We start from the raw sequence: 18,229 nt of genomic DNA on the forward strand, positions 1-18,229 counted from the left end.
CTCTGCCTCATAGACATAATCCATGCAGCGCTCTCGGTCAGATCGGGTCAAAAGCCCACCATTGTCGCTGTCGGTTGCCTCACAAAAACCTCTGGTTTTCTTAAAACGCTGCGCACATTTACTTGCCACCTGATGTTCATTACTCACTTTACGAACATTGTCTGAATAGTTGTCATATGCTTCTTCGATTTGGCCTCGAGTTTTCGTGGACACCCCGGACTTATTCTCACCAGAAGTGAGTTTGTCAAAGTCAAACGCATAAGCGTCTGACGCTATCAACAATAAACAAAAAACTATCTTTAACAAGTGGTTCACTGGCAGAAGCCGAACGGGTATCGACATTTACTGAAGCTCCTTTGGGCTGATCCGCACAAGACGAAAGCCGGTGTATTCGCCACCATCCTTGCCTAAAGCCCGAGAAGTGGTTCTTAAATCCCAGGCTCCATAGTACGAACTACCGCCGCGCAAGGCATGATAATCGCCAGTCAAATCGCCTTTACCTAAGTAGATAGGATTATTGAGTTCATGCTTACCATAGGCCCATTCAGCATAAATATCCTCACAATATTCCCCGACATTGCCGGACATGTCATAAATGCCAAGCCCATTAGGCTCTTTGATTCCAACTGTGTAAACTTGTCCTTCGGAATTGCCGCCATACCATGCCAGTCGCTCACAATCAGAACCACCTGCGTATCGCTCCTGTTTTCCTCCGCTGCGGGCAGCATATTCCCACTCTGCTTCGGTGGGCAATCGATACTGCGTCTTTCCTTTTGCATTGAGCTTTCTGATGTATGACTTAATGTCTTCCCAGCTAACATTATTAACTGGCTTCGTTGTTCCTCGGCTTATGGATGGATTATTACCCATAACCTTTTCCCATTCCGCCTGTGTAACTTCATATTTACCTATCCAAAACTCATCAAGGCAGACCTTGTGTACCGGCTGTTTTTCTTTTTTTCCATCCCCCATCATGTAGCATCCGCCAGGAACTCTTACGAACTGCATGCCGGTCGTTTTATCTTTTACCACAGAAGTATCTTCGGACGTCCTAAGATATTTCATGGAATTGTAGCGACGTACCAAATCCGGGGAAATAGCTTCAATCTTGGTGACCACAGCCCGGCCCACAGGGTTTGTGGACATCACGCACTGTGTCGAACCACCTAAAGCTCCCACAGAAACAGATGACTGTTGCACCGAAAACGACGCTTTTCCAGACTGCAAGCTGTTAAGTCCCTTCATATCCACGGCAACAGTTTTTGAAGAACGTTGCTTCTTGATGACGCCATCATTGTCTCCCAGAACCTCACTTCTTCTTCCGCAAGTTTCTTCCCATTCTATTGCGAGATCAAGCGTCACTCTGTATGGGCCGTATTTCAGCCCCAGCTTTTTATTCTCTCGAACCTTATATTCAAGACTGTAGTCCTTGACGATCCTATCTTTTTTACTAAAAAAACCTTGTTCTTCTCTATTGGATGTCTCTCCGGATTTTACGGACAAGCTTATGCTGCAGGCCTTGCTTTTGTCCTTAAGAATATCCAACGCATACATTTCAAGAATCTCTTTTTGCTTTTTTGTACGTGCATGCTTTTGCATCCCGACAAAGTCCTGCTTATCGCCGGTTATCTTAAATGCCAATTCATACCCCTCAAAATCGTTCACAGCTCTTGCCAGAGGCAAATAATATTTGGCCGCACTTTCAGGAACCAGTTCAATCGGATACTGCTGTTGTTGATTCTTCACTCTGGGGTTTGCCCCAGCTTTCAGCAGATTTTCAATTGTTGGATAGTCGCCACGCTTCACTAACTGGTGAAGTTGAAGACGCCTGTCAGTCATCACTGCATTAATATCAACACCTCTTTGGACAAACACATCATAATAAGCAGAACCATAGCCACCTTTGAGTTCCCGCCGATACAACGCAGCCAAGTCTTCTTTGGAAACCATTAAATCCGTGTTGGCTATAATCGAATGAGCACTCCGGTCACTCTTGAGCCGAATAGCTTCGTCCAAGACTGCCTGGCTTGGCACTATCTCTTGGCGAATAATTCTATCAAGGGTATAATCCTCCTGCACGTATTCATACATAAGCCTGTCAATTTCAGCCTGAGGATAGGGAAAAGTGGAATCAGCGAGAAACTTCAAAGGCGAGTTGTCATGCGCACTATAAAAAGCTTCAGTAAGAGGGGATCTTCCCTTGTTGTTTTTTATGGTTAAATCAGCACCGTTATCCAAGCAAATCTTAATCAAACTTCTTATCCTGTCACTATCGGTTTTACGGGCAAGAAGATGAAGCACAGTGTCGCCGTTTTCATTACCGGCATTGATATCGTTGCCGTGCTCAATAAGCTTTGGGATGATCACAGCAGGCTGAATGCTCTCGTCAAATAAAACAGCTTCAATTTTACTATAGCCATCTTTGGATACTTTGTAGCTATAGTCGCCACGCTTTACTTCTTGGCATAAGTCTCTTCTGGTAACATCGCTTCTGACCACACTGCTTTTACGTGTTTTGTCTCCGGTTTGAGTAAAGGATAAATTAGAAAGGCTACACCCGCTTAAAACAAGACACCCCACCAGAACCAAAAGAATAGTTTTATTCATAACGTTACCCTTGGATAGCAATATTCTCGCACGCTTCATACGAACTTCAGATGTAAACACACCATGAACAAGCGTAGACAATTTAAAATAAACACCTCTACATGCCACCAGTTCACCCTGAACCCTATAGCCTAGACCTATTAAACTATCACGCACCCAACCTTCAATTACTTTATTAACTTTTTTCTAAAAAATTAGACATTGCTACTTTGGGACTGTCGACAATTAGCCTTCAATTTACTGCATCTTCTGTCAGGAAGTTTGCAATGCAAAGAAGATATGCTTTACGTGAAGACCTGTAGGATAAAATCAAAAATTTGATCAATCGAGCTTGCGCCCCTTTCTTTGGTGTAGAACCTGTAGACCCCCATTTGTACGTAAAAATTGCCGTAAAAACGAAAAAAGGACCTACAATTTTCATTGTAAGTCCTTGAAATATCTGGTGGAGCTGAGGAGAATTGAACTCCTGGCCTCTTGAATGCCATTCAAGCGCTCTCCCAACTGAGCTACAGCCCCACTCGTGTTGGGTGAGGAAGTGTTTATGAAAATATGGCCCAGCTGTCAACACTCTTTTTCAATTATTTTAGCATAAATCGATTTCCCAACCCGCACGCTTCGGTTAAACTGACCCTCATGCTACAGCAGTAAACAAAGCACAACAAAGTTTACTTTTTATAAACACAAACTATTGCTTCATACGCCGACTTGCAGTATCCTGCCTGCAAATCGATGCTGTCTAACCTGCTATTTTTAAATGAGGTACCATGCTGGACATTGCCTTTAAAATTCTTTCCAAATTCGCATGGGTTTCTGTGATTTTCATCGGTATCACGGTGATCAGCTTCTGGGTTATCCACCTTGCGCCCGGCTCACCTACAGATATGGAAACCACCCTGAACCCCACAGCCACAATCGAAACCCGCCAGAAGCTGGAAAAACTGTACGGGCTGGATAAACCCATACACGAGCAATACATCAACTGGGTTACCCGGCTGGTAAAATTCGACTTCGGCATGTCCATGTCCGGGGACCGCCGCCCGGTCTGGGACCGCATTAAGGAACGGCTGCCGCTCACCTTCGGCATGAATATGGCTTCCCTTTTCCTCACCTTGTTGATCGCCGTACCCATCGGCATGTATTCGGCGTGGAAGCAGGACGGCTGGTTTGACCGCTCCATGACCGTACTGGTCTTCATCGGCTTTGCAGTGCCGGGTTTCTGGCTGGCCCTGCTGCTCATGCTCTGGCTGGGCATTTACTATCCGGTCTTTCCAATTTCGGGGCTGACCTCCCTTGATTACGAACTGCTTTCCCCGTGGGGAAAATTTGTTGATCTGGCCCGCCATCTGGCCCTGCCCATATTTATATATACATTCGGAAGCCTTGCGGGCATGTCCCGATTCATGCGCTCCTCCATGCTGGAAGTGCTGCGGCAGGACTACATCACTACCGCCAAGGCCAAGGGACTGCCCATGCGCAAGGTGCTTTTCAAACACGCGCTGCGCAACGGTTTACTCCCGGTGATCACCATCCTCGGCCTGTCCATTCCCGGACTAATCGGCGGCAGTGTGATCATTGAATCCATCTTCGCCCTGCCCGGCCTGGGGCAGCTTTTCTACGGGGCGGTCATGGCCCGCGACTATTCGCTGATCATGGGCTCGCTGGTGCTCGGTGCCATGCTGACCCTTGCGGGCAACCTGCTGGCCGATATGGCCTACGGACTGGCCGATCCACGCATCCGCGCAGGAGGTCAGGACTGATGGGTAATAAAAAACCGCTCACCCCGCCCTCTAAATTTCAGAAATACGGGCTGCTCTACCTTGGTCTTTTCCTCGTGGGAACAGTCTCGCTGGCAGCCGTCTTCGCTCCCCTGCTGACACCTTATGACCCCAACGCGCTCAACGTGGACCATCTGCTGCAGGGACCGAGCGCGACCCATCTCTTCGGCACCGACGCATTGGGGCGGGATGTGTTTGCACGCATGCTTTACGGAGGCCGGGTCTCGCTCTGGGTCGGCTTTGTGGCGGTGGGAATATCCACGGCTATCGGGCTGGCACTGGGACTGGCGGCCGGATATTTCGGCGGACTGGTGGATGAAATCATCATGCGCGGGGTGGACGTAATGCTCTGCTTCCCCTCATTTTTCCTGATCCTTGCGGTCATCGCCTTTCTTGAGCCGGGACTGACCAACATCATGATCGTCATCGGATTTACTTCATGGATGGGCGTGGCAAGGCTGGTCCGCGCGGAAACCCTGTCCCTGCGCAAGCGGGACTTTGTACAGGCCTCCCGGCTGGCCGGGGCCGGACCGATCCGCATCATGCTGACCCACATCCTGCCCAACGCCATCACCCCGGTGCTGGTTTCGGCAACACTGGGCGTGGCCGGGGCAATCCTTGTGGAATCCTCGCTCAGCTTCCTCGGTTTAGGTGTGCAGCCTCCCGACCCTTCATGGGGCAACCTGCTCATGGACGGCAAGGAAGTACTGGAAATCGCCCCGTGGCTGTCAATTTTCCCCGGCATGGCCATCCTGCTGACCGTGCTCGGCTACAACCTGCTCGGCGAAGCCCTGCGTGACATCCTCGACCCCAGACTCAAACAATAAATGGTAATATAAATGCTGGAACTGCTCAGAATACGCGACCTCGCGCTCATTGAAGATGCTGAAATTGAATTCTCCGCAGGCATGAACGTGCTCACCGGGGAAACCGGAGCCGGTAAATCATTCATCCTGCGGGCCATAGACTTCCTGACCGGGCAGAAAATGCGCCCGGACATGGTTCGCCCCGGCAAGGAGCAGGCTTTTGTGGAAGCCCTGTTCATCCATCCCGACGGCACGGAATCCATTGTCCGCCGGGTGCTCTCAGCTGAAACGGGCCGCAGCCGGGTTTATGTCAACGACAAGCTCAGTTCGCAGACCACCATCCGCGACATGGGCGCGTCCATGATTCTGCACACCAGCCAGCACGCCCAGCAGAAACTGCTCCAGCCCGCTTACCAATGCCGCATGCTGGACACTTTTCTTGCCGATACCTCTCTGCCCGAAAAGAAAGACGCTATCCTGACCGCACTGCGCAATTTGTTAACCCAGAAGGAAGAGCTGAAAGAACGTTCCGCCTCCCTGCTGGAGAAAAAAGATTTTCTGGAATTTCAACACACTGAAATTGAAAAAGTTGCCCCCTACCCCGGTGAAGAAGACGAATTGCTGGAAAAGAAAAACACCCTGCGCGCTCAGGAGGATGCGGGAAAATGCATCCAGAACGCCATGGACATCATGCGCGGTCCGCTGGATGTGGCAGGCGGGGTATCAGCCCTCGGCGCGGAAATGGAACGCATCTGTGAGCTTTTCCCGGAATACGGACAGGACCGGGAAACGGTCATTGAGTTCAAACATTTCTTGGACGAACTGGCCGGAAAACTTCGCGCCCAGCCGCTCGATTTTGATTCCGGGGAATCCATAGATGACATTGAATCGCGGCTCTACGATCTTTCCAAACTAAAACGCAAACTGGGCCGCACCCTTGACCAAATTGTGGACCTGCAACAGGAAATTCAGGAAAACCTCGACTTCCTCGATTCATGCGCCCTTGAGCTTGCCCAGATTGAAAAAAAAGAAAAAGAACTGGTGGAGCAGCTTTCCACGGCCCTCGACAAACTGGGTTCGGCCCGTGAAGTCGCTGCCAAAAAGCTCACTGACCGCGTGGTTGCAGAGCTTAAGGGTCTGGGCTTTTCCGAGCATGTGCAGGTCCAGTTTGAATTCCAGCCCCATGAGCTTTATCCGGGCTTAAACGAAATGCGCGGCCGCTTGATGTGGATTCCCAACCCCGGTCAGGCCGCCCAGCCGCTGGACAAAATCGCATCCGGCGGTGAACTTTCCCGCTTCCTGCTGGCAATCACCGGACTGCAGGGCGAATCCGAAAAACCGACCCTGATCTTCGATGAAGTGGATTCCGGCATCGGCGGCCACACCCTGAACCGGGTCGGTGAAAAAATGCAGGAACTCGCCGACCGCCAACAGCTCATCGTAATCACCCACTGGCCGCAGCTTGCCAAGCTTGCCGAACGTCATTTCCTGATCCACAAAGGAGTGGTCAACAAGGAAACTTTTACTACCTGCCGCCAGTTGGGTAGCATTGAGGTTGAGACTGAATTGGCGCGGATGGCCGGGGAGGAGTAGGCCCCCTAAAAATCCAAAATAAAAAACTCCAGCTCCTCACGTTCCACAAGTCCGTCCATATCAAGGTTCATGAAAACAACCATGTACATCGGGCCGTCCTGCTTGGAGATATGATACCGCTTCCCTTTGTCCTGCGGGTATGAAAACATGGAAACAGGGATTCTGGTGTAGAACCGGGAATATCTGGTCAGCCGCCAGTTTGAATACAGATTATGCTTGCTGTTTGTAATAAAAAGCTCCGGCGGGGAAAATACCGGCCCCGGCAGGGCCTGCCCGTGGCCGAATACAGAACCTCCGTCCACGGGTGTTTTAATCGCTATTTCATTAAAAATTTCATCACTATTCCAGACACAAATCCGCACCCTGTCATTATTCGACCTTATGGGCACCTGAATTTCAAAAGGCTTTGCGTCAAGTTTGACCCTGATCCGGTCATATTCTTTTCTCTGGGGATCAACAGAAACCATGTCCACTTTTTGCCCGTCCTGAAAAAAAGAAAGCCCCAGCCACGGGGAATGAAAATATTCCTCAGCCTGAAATTTGTCCGCCGCCGAAGCAGGATGTGTCATGAGTATGAACGAAAGGCCTAATAACAGAGCTGTTTTTTTCAACATATCCCACCTCTTTTTTTTGATCATCGCACTTAGATTCAACCTTCTCCACTGTTTCCAGTATGAATACATTCAATATATCTTTGTTGCAAACAATGATCTTTTTTGGGCTGCTTTTACTTCATCCGAAAAAAAGTAGTTGACGCGCCACCACCATCTGAATATTCTGCATCTACGTTCTTTGAAGCGAAAATATTTACTCATGAAGAGGATGCGAGGGGAATCGGCCCGTTGACCATCCGGCAACCTGCTTGTCAGCAAGGTGCCAATGCCTTCCCGTTCGGGGACCCATGAGAGGGATTAAGACATTGAATTTCTTAAAGGCATTTCCGATTGGGAATGCCTTTTTTCGTTTCTGGAAAACCGGCCGAACGGCGTCAGCAGTTTCGACCGGGAAATCCGGTGGGAGGATTTATCGATACTTGCGCTCCCACCTTAAAAATTAATTCCGCTAAAATGCACGGAGACCAACCAATGACCGACATCGTAAAAAGAGCTACAGGAAACTTCCATTCCGGAACAATCTGCTTCTTCTGCAGAGACAGTGAAAACGAACCTTTTCCCGCTGACTACAGCGACCCGCTGTCCCTGCTGGGAGACATCAGCGAACTACATCTGGGCAACACCCAGAAAGAAGAACTGCGCAGAATTCTGAGCCGTGAGATTGACGAAGACGGCGCAGAAGCAGTCTGGAAAAACCGTACCTACCGCAAGAACATCATCCTGTCCTTCGGTAAACTGGTTTAATTTCTCAGAACATACCCAGTGTTTCGCCAAGCCCTCTGGAGTAAACTCCGGAGGGCTTTTCTTGTATCCTTCATATACCCTTGCAATTAACCGCTCTAACGCTTAAAAAAGGGCAACATCACAATCCGGGGGAAAACACATGACCATCAAAGGCTTTCTGAAAAAAGCAATCCTGCCCGCCGCCCTGCTGGCAATGACTGCCACATCCGCAGCGGCGGAAGAAAAAATTTTCACCGTCATCAACCACACCGACAGTGTAATCAGGGTCTGGGGCAAGTCCAATGACTACAAATTCGGCCGCATCAAGCCCAAAACTATTGCCGACTGCACCTGCAACTCCCTTTACAACAAGGACTGCTTTGACAAAAAAGGCGGCAAAGCCAAAGTCAAACTGGCCCTTGAAGCGTCGAACGGCAAAGACCTTTATTCCGGGGACACCTGCACCAAGCTTTACATCGATCCCGGCACTTTCATTGATGTAACCCTTGATACGGACGGAAGGCACATCAGGTGCGCCATCGTTGATGAGTATGAAATCAGGCAGCCTATCCCTTCCTTTGAAAAAGCCGACACCAATAAAGACGGCAAGATCGATGAGAAAGAAGCTGAAGCTATCCAGCTGAAGGCCAATTTCAAGGATTTCGACCATGACCTGAACAATGAACTGAACCCAAAAGAATTTGACGGCGCAGTTAACAGGTTCAATATTTTCCGTGGTGTGCCTTTCTAAAACAGGATTAACATGAGCAAAACAAATCCGGTTCTCGATGCTATTTATGAACGCCGTTCCATCAGAAAGTTTACCGATGATCCTGTTTCACGCAAAGACCTGACCGCCATTCTGGAGGCCGGACGCTGGACACCCAGCGGCTTGAACAACCAGCCATACCGTTTTCTGGTCATCCATGACCATGACGCACGGGTTGAGCCTCTTGCGGAATGCACCAAGTACGGACACATCGTTAAAGCGGCCAAGCTGCTGATCTGCGTCTTTCTGGATAAGCAGGCCATGTACAGTGAAATGAAGGACCATCAGGGTGCCGGAGCCTGTACCCAGAATATGATGCTGGCCGCGCATTCCCTCGGACTGGGCACGGTCTGGCTGGGCCAGATCATTAATGATCAGGCTGCAGTGCTGGAAGTGCTGGGCTTGTCCACTGAAAAATATGAACTTCAGGCTGTCATCGCGCTTGGTCACCCGGACCAGAAAGGCAGCTCAAAACGAAACGAATTATCAGAATATATGCTGGAGGATTTTTAATGGAAATCAAGATTTTTCCCCTCGGTCCCCTTGAGACCAACTGTTTTGTAATTACCAACGACAACAAGGCACTGGTAATTGATCCGGGCGGCGATCCAACCCCGGTGCTTTCCTATCTGAAAAAAACCGGCATTGAGGTGGAACGCATCCTGAACACCCACCTGCATTTCGACCATATCCTCGGCAACCGCGCGCTGGCCGATGCCACCGGAAAACAGATTTACGCCTCCAATGACGACCTCGTGCTCATGGACACTCAGGTCGGGCGCGGCGGACTGATGGGTTTTCCGGAAGTCCCCTCTTTTGAGAGCGAACACATCGGCGAGGGCGACACTGAGCTTATCGGACTGGAATGTAAAATTTACTCCACTCCCGGTCACACTCCGGGCAGTCTGACCTTTCACTTCCCGGCCCTGAAGGCGGCCATCGTGGGTGATCTAATTTTCCGCCGCTCCATCGGCAGGACTGATTTTCCCTACGGCGATACCGAACAGCTGCTTAATTCAGTAAAAGAAAAAATCTTCACCCTGCCTGCTGAGACAGAACTCTTTGCCGGGCACGGCCCCTCCACATCCGTAGGCGATGAAATGAACCATAATCCGTATTTCAGCGGCGTTCATATTTAGTGCAACGGGCGTCAAATTCAGCTATATGAATTTGACGCCCTTTTTTTATGGGAACTTAAAAGCAGTCAGGGAGAAGGTAATGAGCGAGCAAAAAATCGTTGATGCCCGCAACAAGTGCTGAGGCGTGGGACTGGAGGTAGGTTGGTACCTCCGTTTTGCGCGGACCGATGTAATAACCGCCCTTGTGGATAAAGGCACGGAAGCCCAGCTGCGCCATCAGCTGGAAATCCTGCCCGAATGGGATCTTGAAATATTTGAAGAGGAAGACCACGTGCGCGCGGTCTTTCAGAGCAAAATTCCACGCCCCCCCAAAAGCTGATAAAAAACAGTCCGATTAAAATGAAACAGCTTCCGGTTTTATTCAAATGCAGCCATCACCGTAAAGGCAACAGCGACCTTGCTGCCGATCTCTTTCTGCAGGGCATCCGCAAAGCCGGTGGTGACGCGGAAATCATCACCCTCGGCGATATGGATTTTAAGCACTGCATCGGCTGCCTGAAATGCCGTACAGCGGAAAATAACCGCTGCATCTTTGCCGATAAAGACGGGGCGCAGGAATTGTATGATAAAATCATCGAAGCCCCTTTCACTTTTTTCTCCTCTCCCATATACTTCTACCATCTGCCCTCCCGGCTGAAGACATTTATTGACCGGGGACAATGGGCGTTTGAAGCTGCAACAGGCAATTCCGATATCTTCTCCGGGCTGGAAATTCGCCCGGCCTACGGATGCCTTGTGGCCGGAAGACCCAAAGGCGAGAAACTGTTCGAAGGAGCAGAACTTTCGCTCAAATTCTTCCTCAGGTTCTTCAAGACGGAATTACAACCGGCGATAACCTTCCGGTCCATAGACGAACCGCAGGATTTACAAAAAGACGGCGAAAAGTGTGCGGTCCTGCTGGACGCGGGCGAACAGGCATGGAAAAGGATGGTAGAAAATGGGAGCTGACAATTTCTCAGGACTGAAGGTGCTGGTGGCGGAAGATTCACCGCCCATGCGACTGGTCATCAAGACCTATCTCGGCAAGCTGGGCATCAGTCCGCAATTTGCTGAAAATGGACAGGAGGCCCTGCGGATGCTCAATGAAGAATCCTTTGATCTGGCCTTTGTGGACGTGCACATGCCAGAAAAGGATGGCCGGGAAGTGGTAAAAAAAATACGCAAACAAGGTCTCAAGCTTCCCATAATAGCCGTGACCACCGCAGACGACCCGGACCTGCTGCAAAGCTGCATTGATTCCGGGTACAACAGCGTCCTGCCCAAGCCGATCGTGAAAGAAGATGTCTTCCGGCTGGTGGAAAAATTCAGCTGATCCTGAGCTATCATGTTCTCACGATTTATCCATTTTTTCTCACCCTCAGGTGTACTGAAAAGTTTGAAAAACGGGCTGCGCGAAAGACGTTGTCCGGCCTGCCTGAAAATTCATTACGGCAAAGGACTGTGCGCAGAATGCTCAGCCGGCATGGCAGCAAGACCTGAAAATGTCTGCATAATCTGTGGCGAAGAACTGAACTCTCCGGATGCGGCAGAACTGCCCTGTATATCCTGCCAGACTGTGCCGCGCAATTTCAGCAGACTTTATTTCTACGGACTGCATGAAGGGCTGCTGCGTGAAATGATCCTCAGCTGGAAATTCAACAACCAGTACGGCTTCAATGCACCGTTCCAGCAATTTATCGGCAACCTTTGCGAGACCATACCGGACACAAACCGCCCGCAACTGATTATTCCCGTTCCCCTGCATCCTTCCAGACTGCGTGAACGCGGTTTCAACCAGTCCCTGATTCTTGCGCAGGGGGCAAGTACTGCCTTCATGACAAAACTTTCTGACAAAGCCCTGCTCCGTAGACGAAAGACCATCCCCCAGACCAGACTGAGCGGAGCGGACAGGCGCAAGAACCTTCACAGCGCGTTCATTGCCGACCCCGCCCTTGTGGCCGACAATAACATCCTGCTCGTGGATGACGTGTACACCACCGGATCAACAGTGGATGAATGCGCACGCACCCTGCTTGAAGCAGGAGCCGCGCGGGTGGAAGTCATGACCCTTTCGCGGGCCTTGATCTAAACGGCACTTATAGGTAAATCTTATTTTTTACCCAAAATTTTCCAAATACATATTTTCTTCCAAGGAGACCGGAATTGTCCTTTAATATCTCAGAGTGGACCCGCATTACCCACGACCAAACTCCTGTTTATATACGACCGGAATCCCCGGACTGGTTTGTTCCCACCCCTTCCGGCGATGCCCTGCTGGACAGTCTTCAGCAGACCCCCGGCAAAGAACTTTCAGTTGACGATAAACGTTTCCTCATGCGCTTACCCGATGCGGTTGAAACCACCTATCCCGGAAGATATGAACTGCTGCAAACCGACACCCTGCGCGAGCTATGGTTTCACATCACGGACAACTGTAATATGTCCTGCTCTCACTGCCTGTTCTCCTCCTCCCCGCAGGCCAAACGGGAATTGCCTACCGAGCGAGTGCTGGAACTGACCGATCAGGCGGAAAAACTGGGCTGTAAAATGTTTGCCCTTACCGGAGGAGAGCCACTGGTCCACAAGGGGCTGGGTGAAATCCTGACCCGCATGCTGGAGATTGAATCCAGTCACGTGGCCGTGCTGACCAACGGACTGTCCGTGGAAAAATTCTTTTCCAAACACAGTTATGATTTCAACCGTCTGCACTTGCAGATCAGCGTGGACGGCATCGGCAAGACCCACGACAAGCTGCGCGGCAAGGGCATGTTTGCGGCTCTTGAAAAATCCCTCAATTGGCTTTCAGATGCAGGTATTCCCTTCACCCTCTCCATGTGCGTGACCAGGGACAATGTGAAAGAAATGCAGGACGTGGTGGAATTCGCCGCCAGAACCGGAGCTTCCAACGTTCATTTCATGTGGTATTTCGTGCGCGGGCGTGGAGAACCCAAACAGTTCGTCAAACCGGAAAAGATATACCCGCACCTGCTGGAAGCATGGGAAGCAGGCGAACGCACCGGGGTGACCATCGATAACGTGGAAGCGGTCAAAAGTATGATTTTTGCCCCCTGCGGCACTGTGCACGACGGGTCAACCGCCGGGTGGGAATCTCTGGCTGTCGGACCGGATGAGAATCTTTACCCTTCCGCCGCCACTGTGGGCATCGACAAGCTAGCCACCTGTATTAATGATGATTTAGAACAGGCATGGAAAGAAAGCAGCGCACTTGACGAACTGCGCAAGAGCAGTGGGAAAGACCTCCCGACACCATTCAAACTGCTGCTTGGCGGCGGTGACACCGACCACAGCTACATGCACAGGAAAAGCTTCATCGGCGATGATCCGTACAGCGAACTTTACGAAAAGCTGGCCCTTGAACTGATTTCCCGCAAGGCTGCCCAGTCGCAGCCGCACGACACCCCGAAGCTGTTGCTGAAAATGGGCGACAGGCTGGACCGCTGCTCCGGACACGGCGCAGTGGCCCTGACCCACACCAACTGTCTGCTGGCCGTGGCCGGGAACAACAGCCTTGCGGTGGTCAAAGATTTCTACACTGAAGCGGCAGATACAGCCAAAGAAGATATCCTCAACCCGGCCTGCTACGACCCTGCGCTCATGGATCACATTCCTGAAAGATACCGCTTCCGGGGCTACGGATGCGGCTCCCCGATCATGGATGCAGAAATTACCGAAGGTGAACATGTGATCGATCTCGGCAGCGGGCGCGGTATTGAATGTTTCATTGCTTCTAAAATGACCGGACCGGAGGGCAAAGTAACCGGAATCGACATGCTCGATCCCATGCTGAACCATGCCCGCGAAGGGCAATCCGCAGTTGCCGCAAAGCTCGGCTACGACAACATGGATTTCCGCAAGGGCTACCTTGAGATCCTGCCCCTTGATGATGACGCAGCCGACCTGCTGCTCTCCAACTGCGTACTCAACCTCTCCACGGACAAGCGGCGCACCTTTGCTGAAATGTTCCGGGTGCTGGCCCCCGGAGGCAGGCTGACCATCTCCGATGTGGTCTGCGAGACTGAACCCGGCCCGGAGATCCGCAATGACGACACCCTGCACGGAGAATGCATCGCCGGAGCCCAGACCCAGAAAAACCTCTGCGGCCTGCTGGAGGAAGCGGGATTCGAATCCCTGATCATGATCAAACGGTTCCCCTACCGCACTGTGGGCGGACACCAGTTCTTCTCGCTGACCTTCTCCGCCCGCAAGCCCATGGAGTCCGAAACAGTAAAGGCCGTTTACCGCGGACCGCTGAAGACTGCCGTCACCCCCGGCGGCAATATCCTCATTCCCGGAACCGTGACCGAACTGCCCCAGCAGGAAGCCAACCTGCTCGGCGAACAGCTGTTCATTATAAATAATGAGGGTGCGGTGGATAATATTTTCATCGGCGAATCCTGCTGCTGCCCCACCCCGGACTCCTTTGACAAGCCGGAACCGGAAAAGCAGCCCGCACACGGCCACGTTTCCCTGAAAAGCATGGAAGGATGCATGGTCTGCGGGGCACAGCTGGAATACCTGACCGAATACCGGGAAATGACCTGCGCTTTCTGCGGTGAAACCCATGAGGCCAACGGACATTGTGTGGACGGACATTTTGTCTGCGATAAATGCCACAGCGAAGACGGCATGGCCGTGTTGCCCCATCTGCTGAAAGCCAGCACAGAGACAGATTTAATTGAACTGATGCAGAAAGCCCGCAACCATCCGGCCATCCCCATGCACGGACCGGAGCATCATGCCCTTGTTCCGGGTGTAATTACCGCTGCTTACAGAAATTGCGGCGGGGGTATTGACGACAGGGTCATAGATACGGCAATATCGCGCGGCGCGAAAGTCGCTGGAGGTTTCTGCGGATTCATGGGAGTCTGCGGAGCAGCCATCGGCGTAGGTGCGGCCATGAGTGCAATACTGGAAGCAACCCCGTTAACAGCGTGCGAACGCTCCATTGCCCAGAAAGGGACCCTCGCAGCCCTTAAATTAATTGCAGACATAGAAGCCGCCCGTTGCTGCCAGCGTGACTGCTGGCTGGCCCTGAAGGCCGCTGCTCAGGTATCCGAAGAGGTTCTGGGCTTGCGGTTAAAGGCGGATGCGCATATACTGTGTGATCAAATGAAAACTAATAAAGAGTGCATGGGACGAAATTGCCCGGTAATACGAAACAGTAAGGGTAATCAACCTCCCGTGATACAACTTCTGGGGTCGATAGCAGATTCTGAAAAAAAAGTTTAATTCGTACTTGACTTTTCCACCTAGATACGAATATCTTCCCCTCTCTTACGTGACGGAGGTAAGTAAAAAATGTATGCAATAATTGAGACTGGCGGCAAGCAGTTCCGCGTTGAAGAAGGTCTGGAACTCAATGTCCAGAAAATGGACGCTGAAGCAGGCACAAAAGTCGATCTGGATAAAATTCTTCTTATTGGTCAGGGCGAAGACGTTAAAATCGGTGCACCTTATGTTGAAGGTGCAAAGGTTTCCTGCTCCATCGTAGAACACGGTCGTGATAAAAAGATCGTTGTTTTCAAGAAAAGACGCAGGAAAGACTCTCAGACCAAACAGGGTCATCGTCAGGACTACACCAGAATCAAAGTGGAAGCCATTCAGGCTTAAGCTTGACGACAGAACCTACTAAGGAGGCTAATAATGGCTCATAAGAAAGCGGGCGGTAGCTCGAAGAACGGTCGCGATAGTAATGCCCAAAGACGTGGTGTTAAACGTTTCGGTGGTCAGGAAGTACTGGCTGGCAACATTCTCGTTCGCCAGGTTGGTAGTAAAGTCCACGCAGGTACAAACGTAGGCACCGGTAAAGACTGGACCCTGTTTGCACTGGTTGACGGTGTTGTGAAGTACGAAAAGTACATTCGCAAAAACCGCGTAAAAACCAGAGTACACATCGTTCCTGCAGAAGCCTAGAAATCAGGCGAAAGCACTTTTTCAGGCAGGGGTCGCATTAAACTATGCGTCCCCTGCCTTTTCGTGTTTTGCCGGGGGTGGTATGAAATTTATAGATGAAGCAACAATTACTGTTCGCTCCGGCAAGGGCGGCAACGGCTGCGTGGCCTTCCGCCGCGAGCGCTTCCTGCCTAAGGGCGGCCCCAGCGGCGGTGACGGCGGCAAGGGCGGCGACCTCATTCTGCGCGGCAGCTCCAAGCTGCTGACCCTTTATGACTTCAGACTCAAAAGAGTCTACGAAGCCAGAAACGGAGAGCAGGGACAGGGCCGTGACAAATACGGCAAGGGTGCCGATAACCTGATCGTCGATCTCCCGCTCGGCACACTAGTTTATGAAGTGAACACCGAAGACGGCAGCGAAAAACTCATCGCCGACCTGACTGAAGAAGGCCGTGAAATGGTCATCTGTAAAGGCGGCGACGGCGGACGCGGCAACATCCACTTCAAGTCCTCCACCAATCAGGCCCCGCGTCAGGCTGAGGAAGGGTTCCCCGGAGAGGAAAAACGCATCCGTCTGCAGCTAAAAATCATTGCGGACGTAGGTCTGCTCGGTCTGCCCAACGCGGGTAAATCAACTTTTATTTCCAAAATTTCCGCTGCGAAACCGAAAATCGCAGCCTACCCTTTCACCACCCTTGTGCCCAACCTCGGCGTGGTGGATGATGACATGGGCAGCAAGCTGGTCATCGCCGATATTCCCGGCCTGATTGAAGGTGCCAGCGAAGGTCTGGGACTGGGTCACCGTTTCCTCAAGCACGTGGAACGGACCAGATTCCTCGTCCATATCCTCAGTGCCGAAGACTTGAGCCTTGAAGATCCGCTGGACGGCTTCAACATGCTCGACGAAGAACTGCGCATCTTTGATGAGGAGATGGCCGAAAAAACCCAGCTGCGGGTCATCAACAAAATCGACCTGCTCTCCGAAGAGGACCTTGCATCCATCAAGGCCAAAGCCGAAGAAGCAGGACAGAAGATCTATTTCATATCCGCCCTGCACAGCGACGGGGTTCAGGAACTCCTGAGCGACATGTGGGACAGATTCAAAGCCATGAATCAAGAGGAAGCAGATGAGCAGGACGAACAACAGGATTCAGACTCTTAAGGAAGCCAAACGCGTTGTTGTAAAAATCGGCAGTGCGGTGCTGACCACGGACGAGGGAATCAACCTCGGCCTGATCTGCCGCCTTGCCGACCAGCTGGCCACCCTGCATGAGCGCGGGGTGGATATCGTGCTGGTCTCCTCCGGTGCGGTCGCTGCCGGACGCAACTCCATCCCGTCCGGTGCCAAGCTGGACGACCTGCCTGCCCGTCAGGCTGCTTCGGCCATCGGCCAGTCCCGGCTCATGCACGAGTATGACGAGACTTTCCGCCGCTTCGGTCTGGTAACCTCCCAGGTACTGCTCACCCGTGACGACCTCAAGCACCGGGACCGCTTCCTCAATGCCCGCAACACCCTTTCAAGACTGCTTGAATGGCGGGTTATCCCCATCATCAACGAGAACGACACCGTGGCCGTTCAGGAACTGGAATTCGGTGATAACGACACCCTCGCCAGCCTGATTCTCAACGTGGTTGAAGCGGACCTGTTCATCAACCTCACTTCCGCTGACGGTGTTTTCGACAAGAACCCGGACAAGAATCCCGATGCCAAGCCGCTGGCCTGCATTGAAAACGTCCACGACCTCGACCTTGACGCCATGTGCGACGGCAAAACCGCCGTGGGTTCCGGGGGTATGTTCTCCAAGATGCGCGCGGCCAACCGTGCGGCGCAGCTTGGCGTACCGACACTGATTCTCGCGGGCAAAGAGCGCATGATCATCGAGCGCGTCTTCAACGGCGAAGAGTGCGGCACATGGATCGTACCGGACGAAAAGTCCGTTTCCCGGCGCAAATACTGGCTGGCTTACCACTGCGATCCCGCAGGGGACCTGATCATTGATGAAGGTGCGGAAAAAGCCCTGCTTTCAGGCGGTAAGAGCCTGCTGCCCGCAGGTGTTGCCGAAGTGGACGGCAAATTCAAGGCCGGAGAACTTGTGCGCGTGGTCAACAAGGCCGGAAAATCTGTTGCTGTGGGTCTGAGCTGCTATAGCTCCAATGACATGGTCAAGATCATGGGCAGCAAGTCCTGCAATATCGAATCGATATTAGGCAAATGCCCCTACCCGGAAGCCATTCACCGCGACAATCTTTTGCTGGACGCTGCTTTATAGTATTGATGCGCTACGCGCTTTTTGTTTAAAAGATTTCGCCT

General features: G+C 51.7%; 18 protein-coding genes, 1 tRNA gene and 1 riboswitch. Of the genes, 16 read left to right on the forward strand and 3 right to left on the reverse strand.

Going from position 1 to position 18,229, the window contains the following annotated elements:
* Nucleotides 1-342: 342 nt before the first annotated feature.
* Together FMR86_RS01295 and FMR86_RS01300 are read right to left on the reverse strand one after the other, a co-directional pair.
* The gene (locus tag FMR86_RS01295) at nt 343-2,607 is read right to left on the reverse strand and encodes an SUMF1/EgtB/PvdO family nonheme iron enzyme (RefSeq protein WP_163349261.1); all 2,265 of its coding nucleotides are present in this window, start codon (nt 2,605-2,607) and stop codon (nt 343-345) included.
* Nucleotides 2,608-3,047: 440 nt separating this feature from the next.
* Nucleotides 3,048-3,123 (reverse strand) — tRNA-Ala (locus FMR86_RS01300).
* Nucleotides 3,124-3,371: 248 nt separating this feature from the next.
* Between FMR86_RS01300 and FMR86_RS01305 the strand changes: the two genes are divergently transcribed.
* The 3 genes from FMR86_RS01305 to FMR86_RS01315 are packed head-to-tail and all read left to right on the forward strand — an operon-like array spanning nt 3,372 to nt 6,781.
* Nucleotides 3,372-4,364, forward strand: a complete 993-nt coding sequence (locus FMR86_RS01305) for an ABC transporter permease (protein WP_163349262.1) — start codon at nt 3,372-3,374, stop codon at nt 4,362-4,364.
* Entirely contained in the window at nt 4,364-5,209 is an 846-nt protein-coding gene (locus tag FMR86_RS01310) for an ABC transporter permease (protein ID WP_163349263.1), read from the forward strand. Before FMR86_RS01305 ends, FMR86_RS01310 begins: the two co-directional genes overlap by 1 nt.
* 12 nt (nt 5,210-5,221) lie before the next feature.
* Complete coding sequence (locus tag FMR86_RS01315; protein ID WP_163349264.1) at nt 5,222-6,781, forward strand: AAA family ATPase; 1,560 nt, start codon at nt 5,222-5,224, stop codon at nt 6,779-6,781.
* Nucleotides 6,782-6,786: 5 nt separating this feature from the next.
* On the opposite strand, the gene FMR86_RS01320 is transcribed toward FMR86_RS01315, so the two are convergent.
* The gene (locus tag FMR86_RS01320; RefSeq protein ID WP_163349265.1) at nt 6,787-7,395 is read right to left on the reverse strand and encodes a hypothetical protein; all 609 of its coding nucleotides are present in this window, start codon (nt 7,393-7,395) and stop codon (nt 6,787-6,789) included.
* 194 nt (nt 7,396-7,589) lie between these two features.
* Nucleotides 7,590-7,689, forward strand: a riboswitch (SAM riboswitch).
* Between the two features lie 177 nt (nt 7,690-7,866).
* Here FMR86_RS01320 and FMR86_RS01325 point away from each other — a divergent pair.
* From FMR86_RS01325 to proB, 13 genes are all read left to right on the forward strand, one after another.
* On the forward strand, nt 7,867-8,139 hold the full coding sequence (locus FMR86_RS01325) for a hypothetical protein (protein WP_163349266.1): 273 nt from the start codon (nt 7,867-7,869) through the stop codon (nt 8,137-8,139).
* A gap of 139 nt (nt 8,140-8,278) precedes the next feature.
* Nucleotides 8,279-8,869: a hypothetical protein gene (locus tag FMR86_RS01330; RefSeq protein ID WP_163349267.1), complete on the forward strand. Its 591-nt coding sequence runs from the start codon at nt 8,279-8,281 to the stop codon at nt 8,867-8,869.
* Between the two features lie 12 nt (nt 8,870-8,881).
* Nucleotides 8,882-9,400: a nitroreductase gene (locus FMR86_RS01335; RefSeq protein ID WP_163349268.1), complete on the forward strand. Its 519-nt coding sequence runs from the start codon at nt 8,882-8,884 to the stop codon at nt 9,398-9,400.
* Nucleotides 9,400-10,026 (forward strand): MBL fold metallo-hydrolase, encoded by a 627-nt coding sequence (locus FMR86_RS01340; protein ID WP_163349269.1) that lies wholly within the window; start codon nt 9,400-9,402, stop codon nt 10,024-10,026. The genes FMR86_RS01335 and FMR86_RS01340 overlap by 1 nt, the downstream gene beginning before the upstream one ends.
* A 124-nt stretch (nt 10,027-10,150) precedes the next feature.
* The gene (locus FMR86_RS01345; protein ID WP_163349270.1) at nt 10,151-10,345 is read left to right on the forward strand and encodes a hypothetical protein; all 195 of its coding nucleotides are present in this window, start codon (nt 10,151-10,153) and stop codon (nt 10,343-10,345) included.
* A gap of 20 nt (nt 10,346-10,365) precedes the next feature.
* The gene (locus FMR86_RS01350; protein WP_163349271.1) at nt 10,366-10,974 is read left to right on the forward strand and encodes a flavodoxin family protein; all 609 of its coding nucleotides are present in this window, start codon (nt 10,366-10,368) and stop codon (nt 10,972-10,974) included.
* On the forward strand, nt 10,964-11,338 hold the full coding sequence (locus FMR86_RS01355) for a response regulator (RefSeq protein WP_163349272.1): 375 nt from the start codon (nt 10,964-10,966) through the stop codon (nt 11,336-11,338). Before FMR86_RS01350 ends, FMR86_RS01355 begins: the two co-directional genes overlap by 11 nt.
* Before the next feature lie 12 nt (nt 11,339-11,350).
* Nucleotides 11,351-12,094, forward strand: a complete 744-nt coding sequence (locus tag FMR86_RS01360; RefSeq protein WP_163349273.1) for a ComF family protein — start codon at nt 11,351-11,353, stop codon at nt 12,092-12,094.
* A gap of 74 nt (nt 12,095-12,168) precedes the next feature.
* The gene (locus tag FMR86_RS01365) at nt 12,169-15,255 is read left to right on the forward strand and encodes a DUF5714 domain-containing protein (protein ID WP_163349274.1); all 3,087 of its coding nucleotides are present in this window, start codon (nt 12,169-12,171) and stop codon (nt 15,253-15,255) included.
* Between the two features lie 69 nt (nt 15,256-15,324).
* Nucleotides 15,325-15,636: a 50S ribosomal protein L21 gene (gene rplU / locus FMR86_RS01370; RefSeq protein WP_163349275.1), complete on the forward strand. Its 312-nt coding sequence runs from the start codon at nt 15,325-15,327 to the stop codon at nt 15,634-15,636.
* A 33-nt stretch (nt 15,637-15,669) separates the two neighbouring features.
* Entirely contained in the window at nt 15,670-15,939 is a 270-nt protein-coding gene (gene rpmA / locus FMR86_RS01375) for a 50S ribosomal protein L27 (protein WP_163349276.1), read from the forward strand.
* 82 nt (nt 15,940-16,021) lie between these two features.
* Nucleotides 16,022-17,080: a GTPase ObgE gene (gene obgE / locus FMR86_RS01380; RefSeq protein ID WP_163349277.1), complete on the forward strand. Its 1,059-nt coding sequence runs from the start codon at nt 16,022-16,024 to the stop codon at nt 17,078-17,080.
* The gene (gene proB / locus FMR86_RS01385; RefSeq protein ID WP_163349278.1) at nt 17,046-18,188 is read left to right on the forward strand and encodes a glutamate 5-kinase; all 1,143 of its coding nucleotides are present in this window, start codon (nt 17,046-17,048) and stop codon (nt 18,186-18,188) included. Before obgE ends, proB begins: the two co-directional genes overlap by 35 nt.
* Nucleotides 18,189-18,229 lie beyond the last annotated feature (41 nt).

It is taken from the genome of Desulfovibrio sp. JC010, assembly GCF_010470675.1.
Classification (GTDB): Bacteria; Desulfobacterota; Desulfovibrionia; order Desulfovibrionales; family Desulfovibrionaceae; genus Maridesulfovibrio.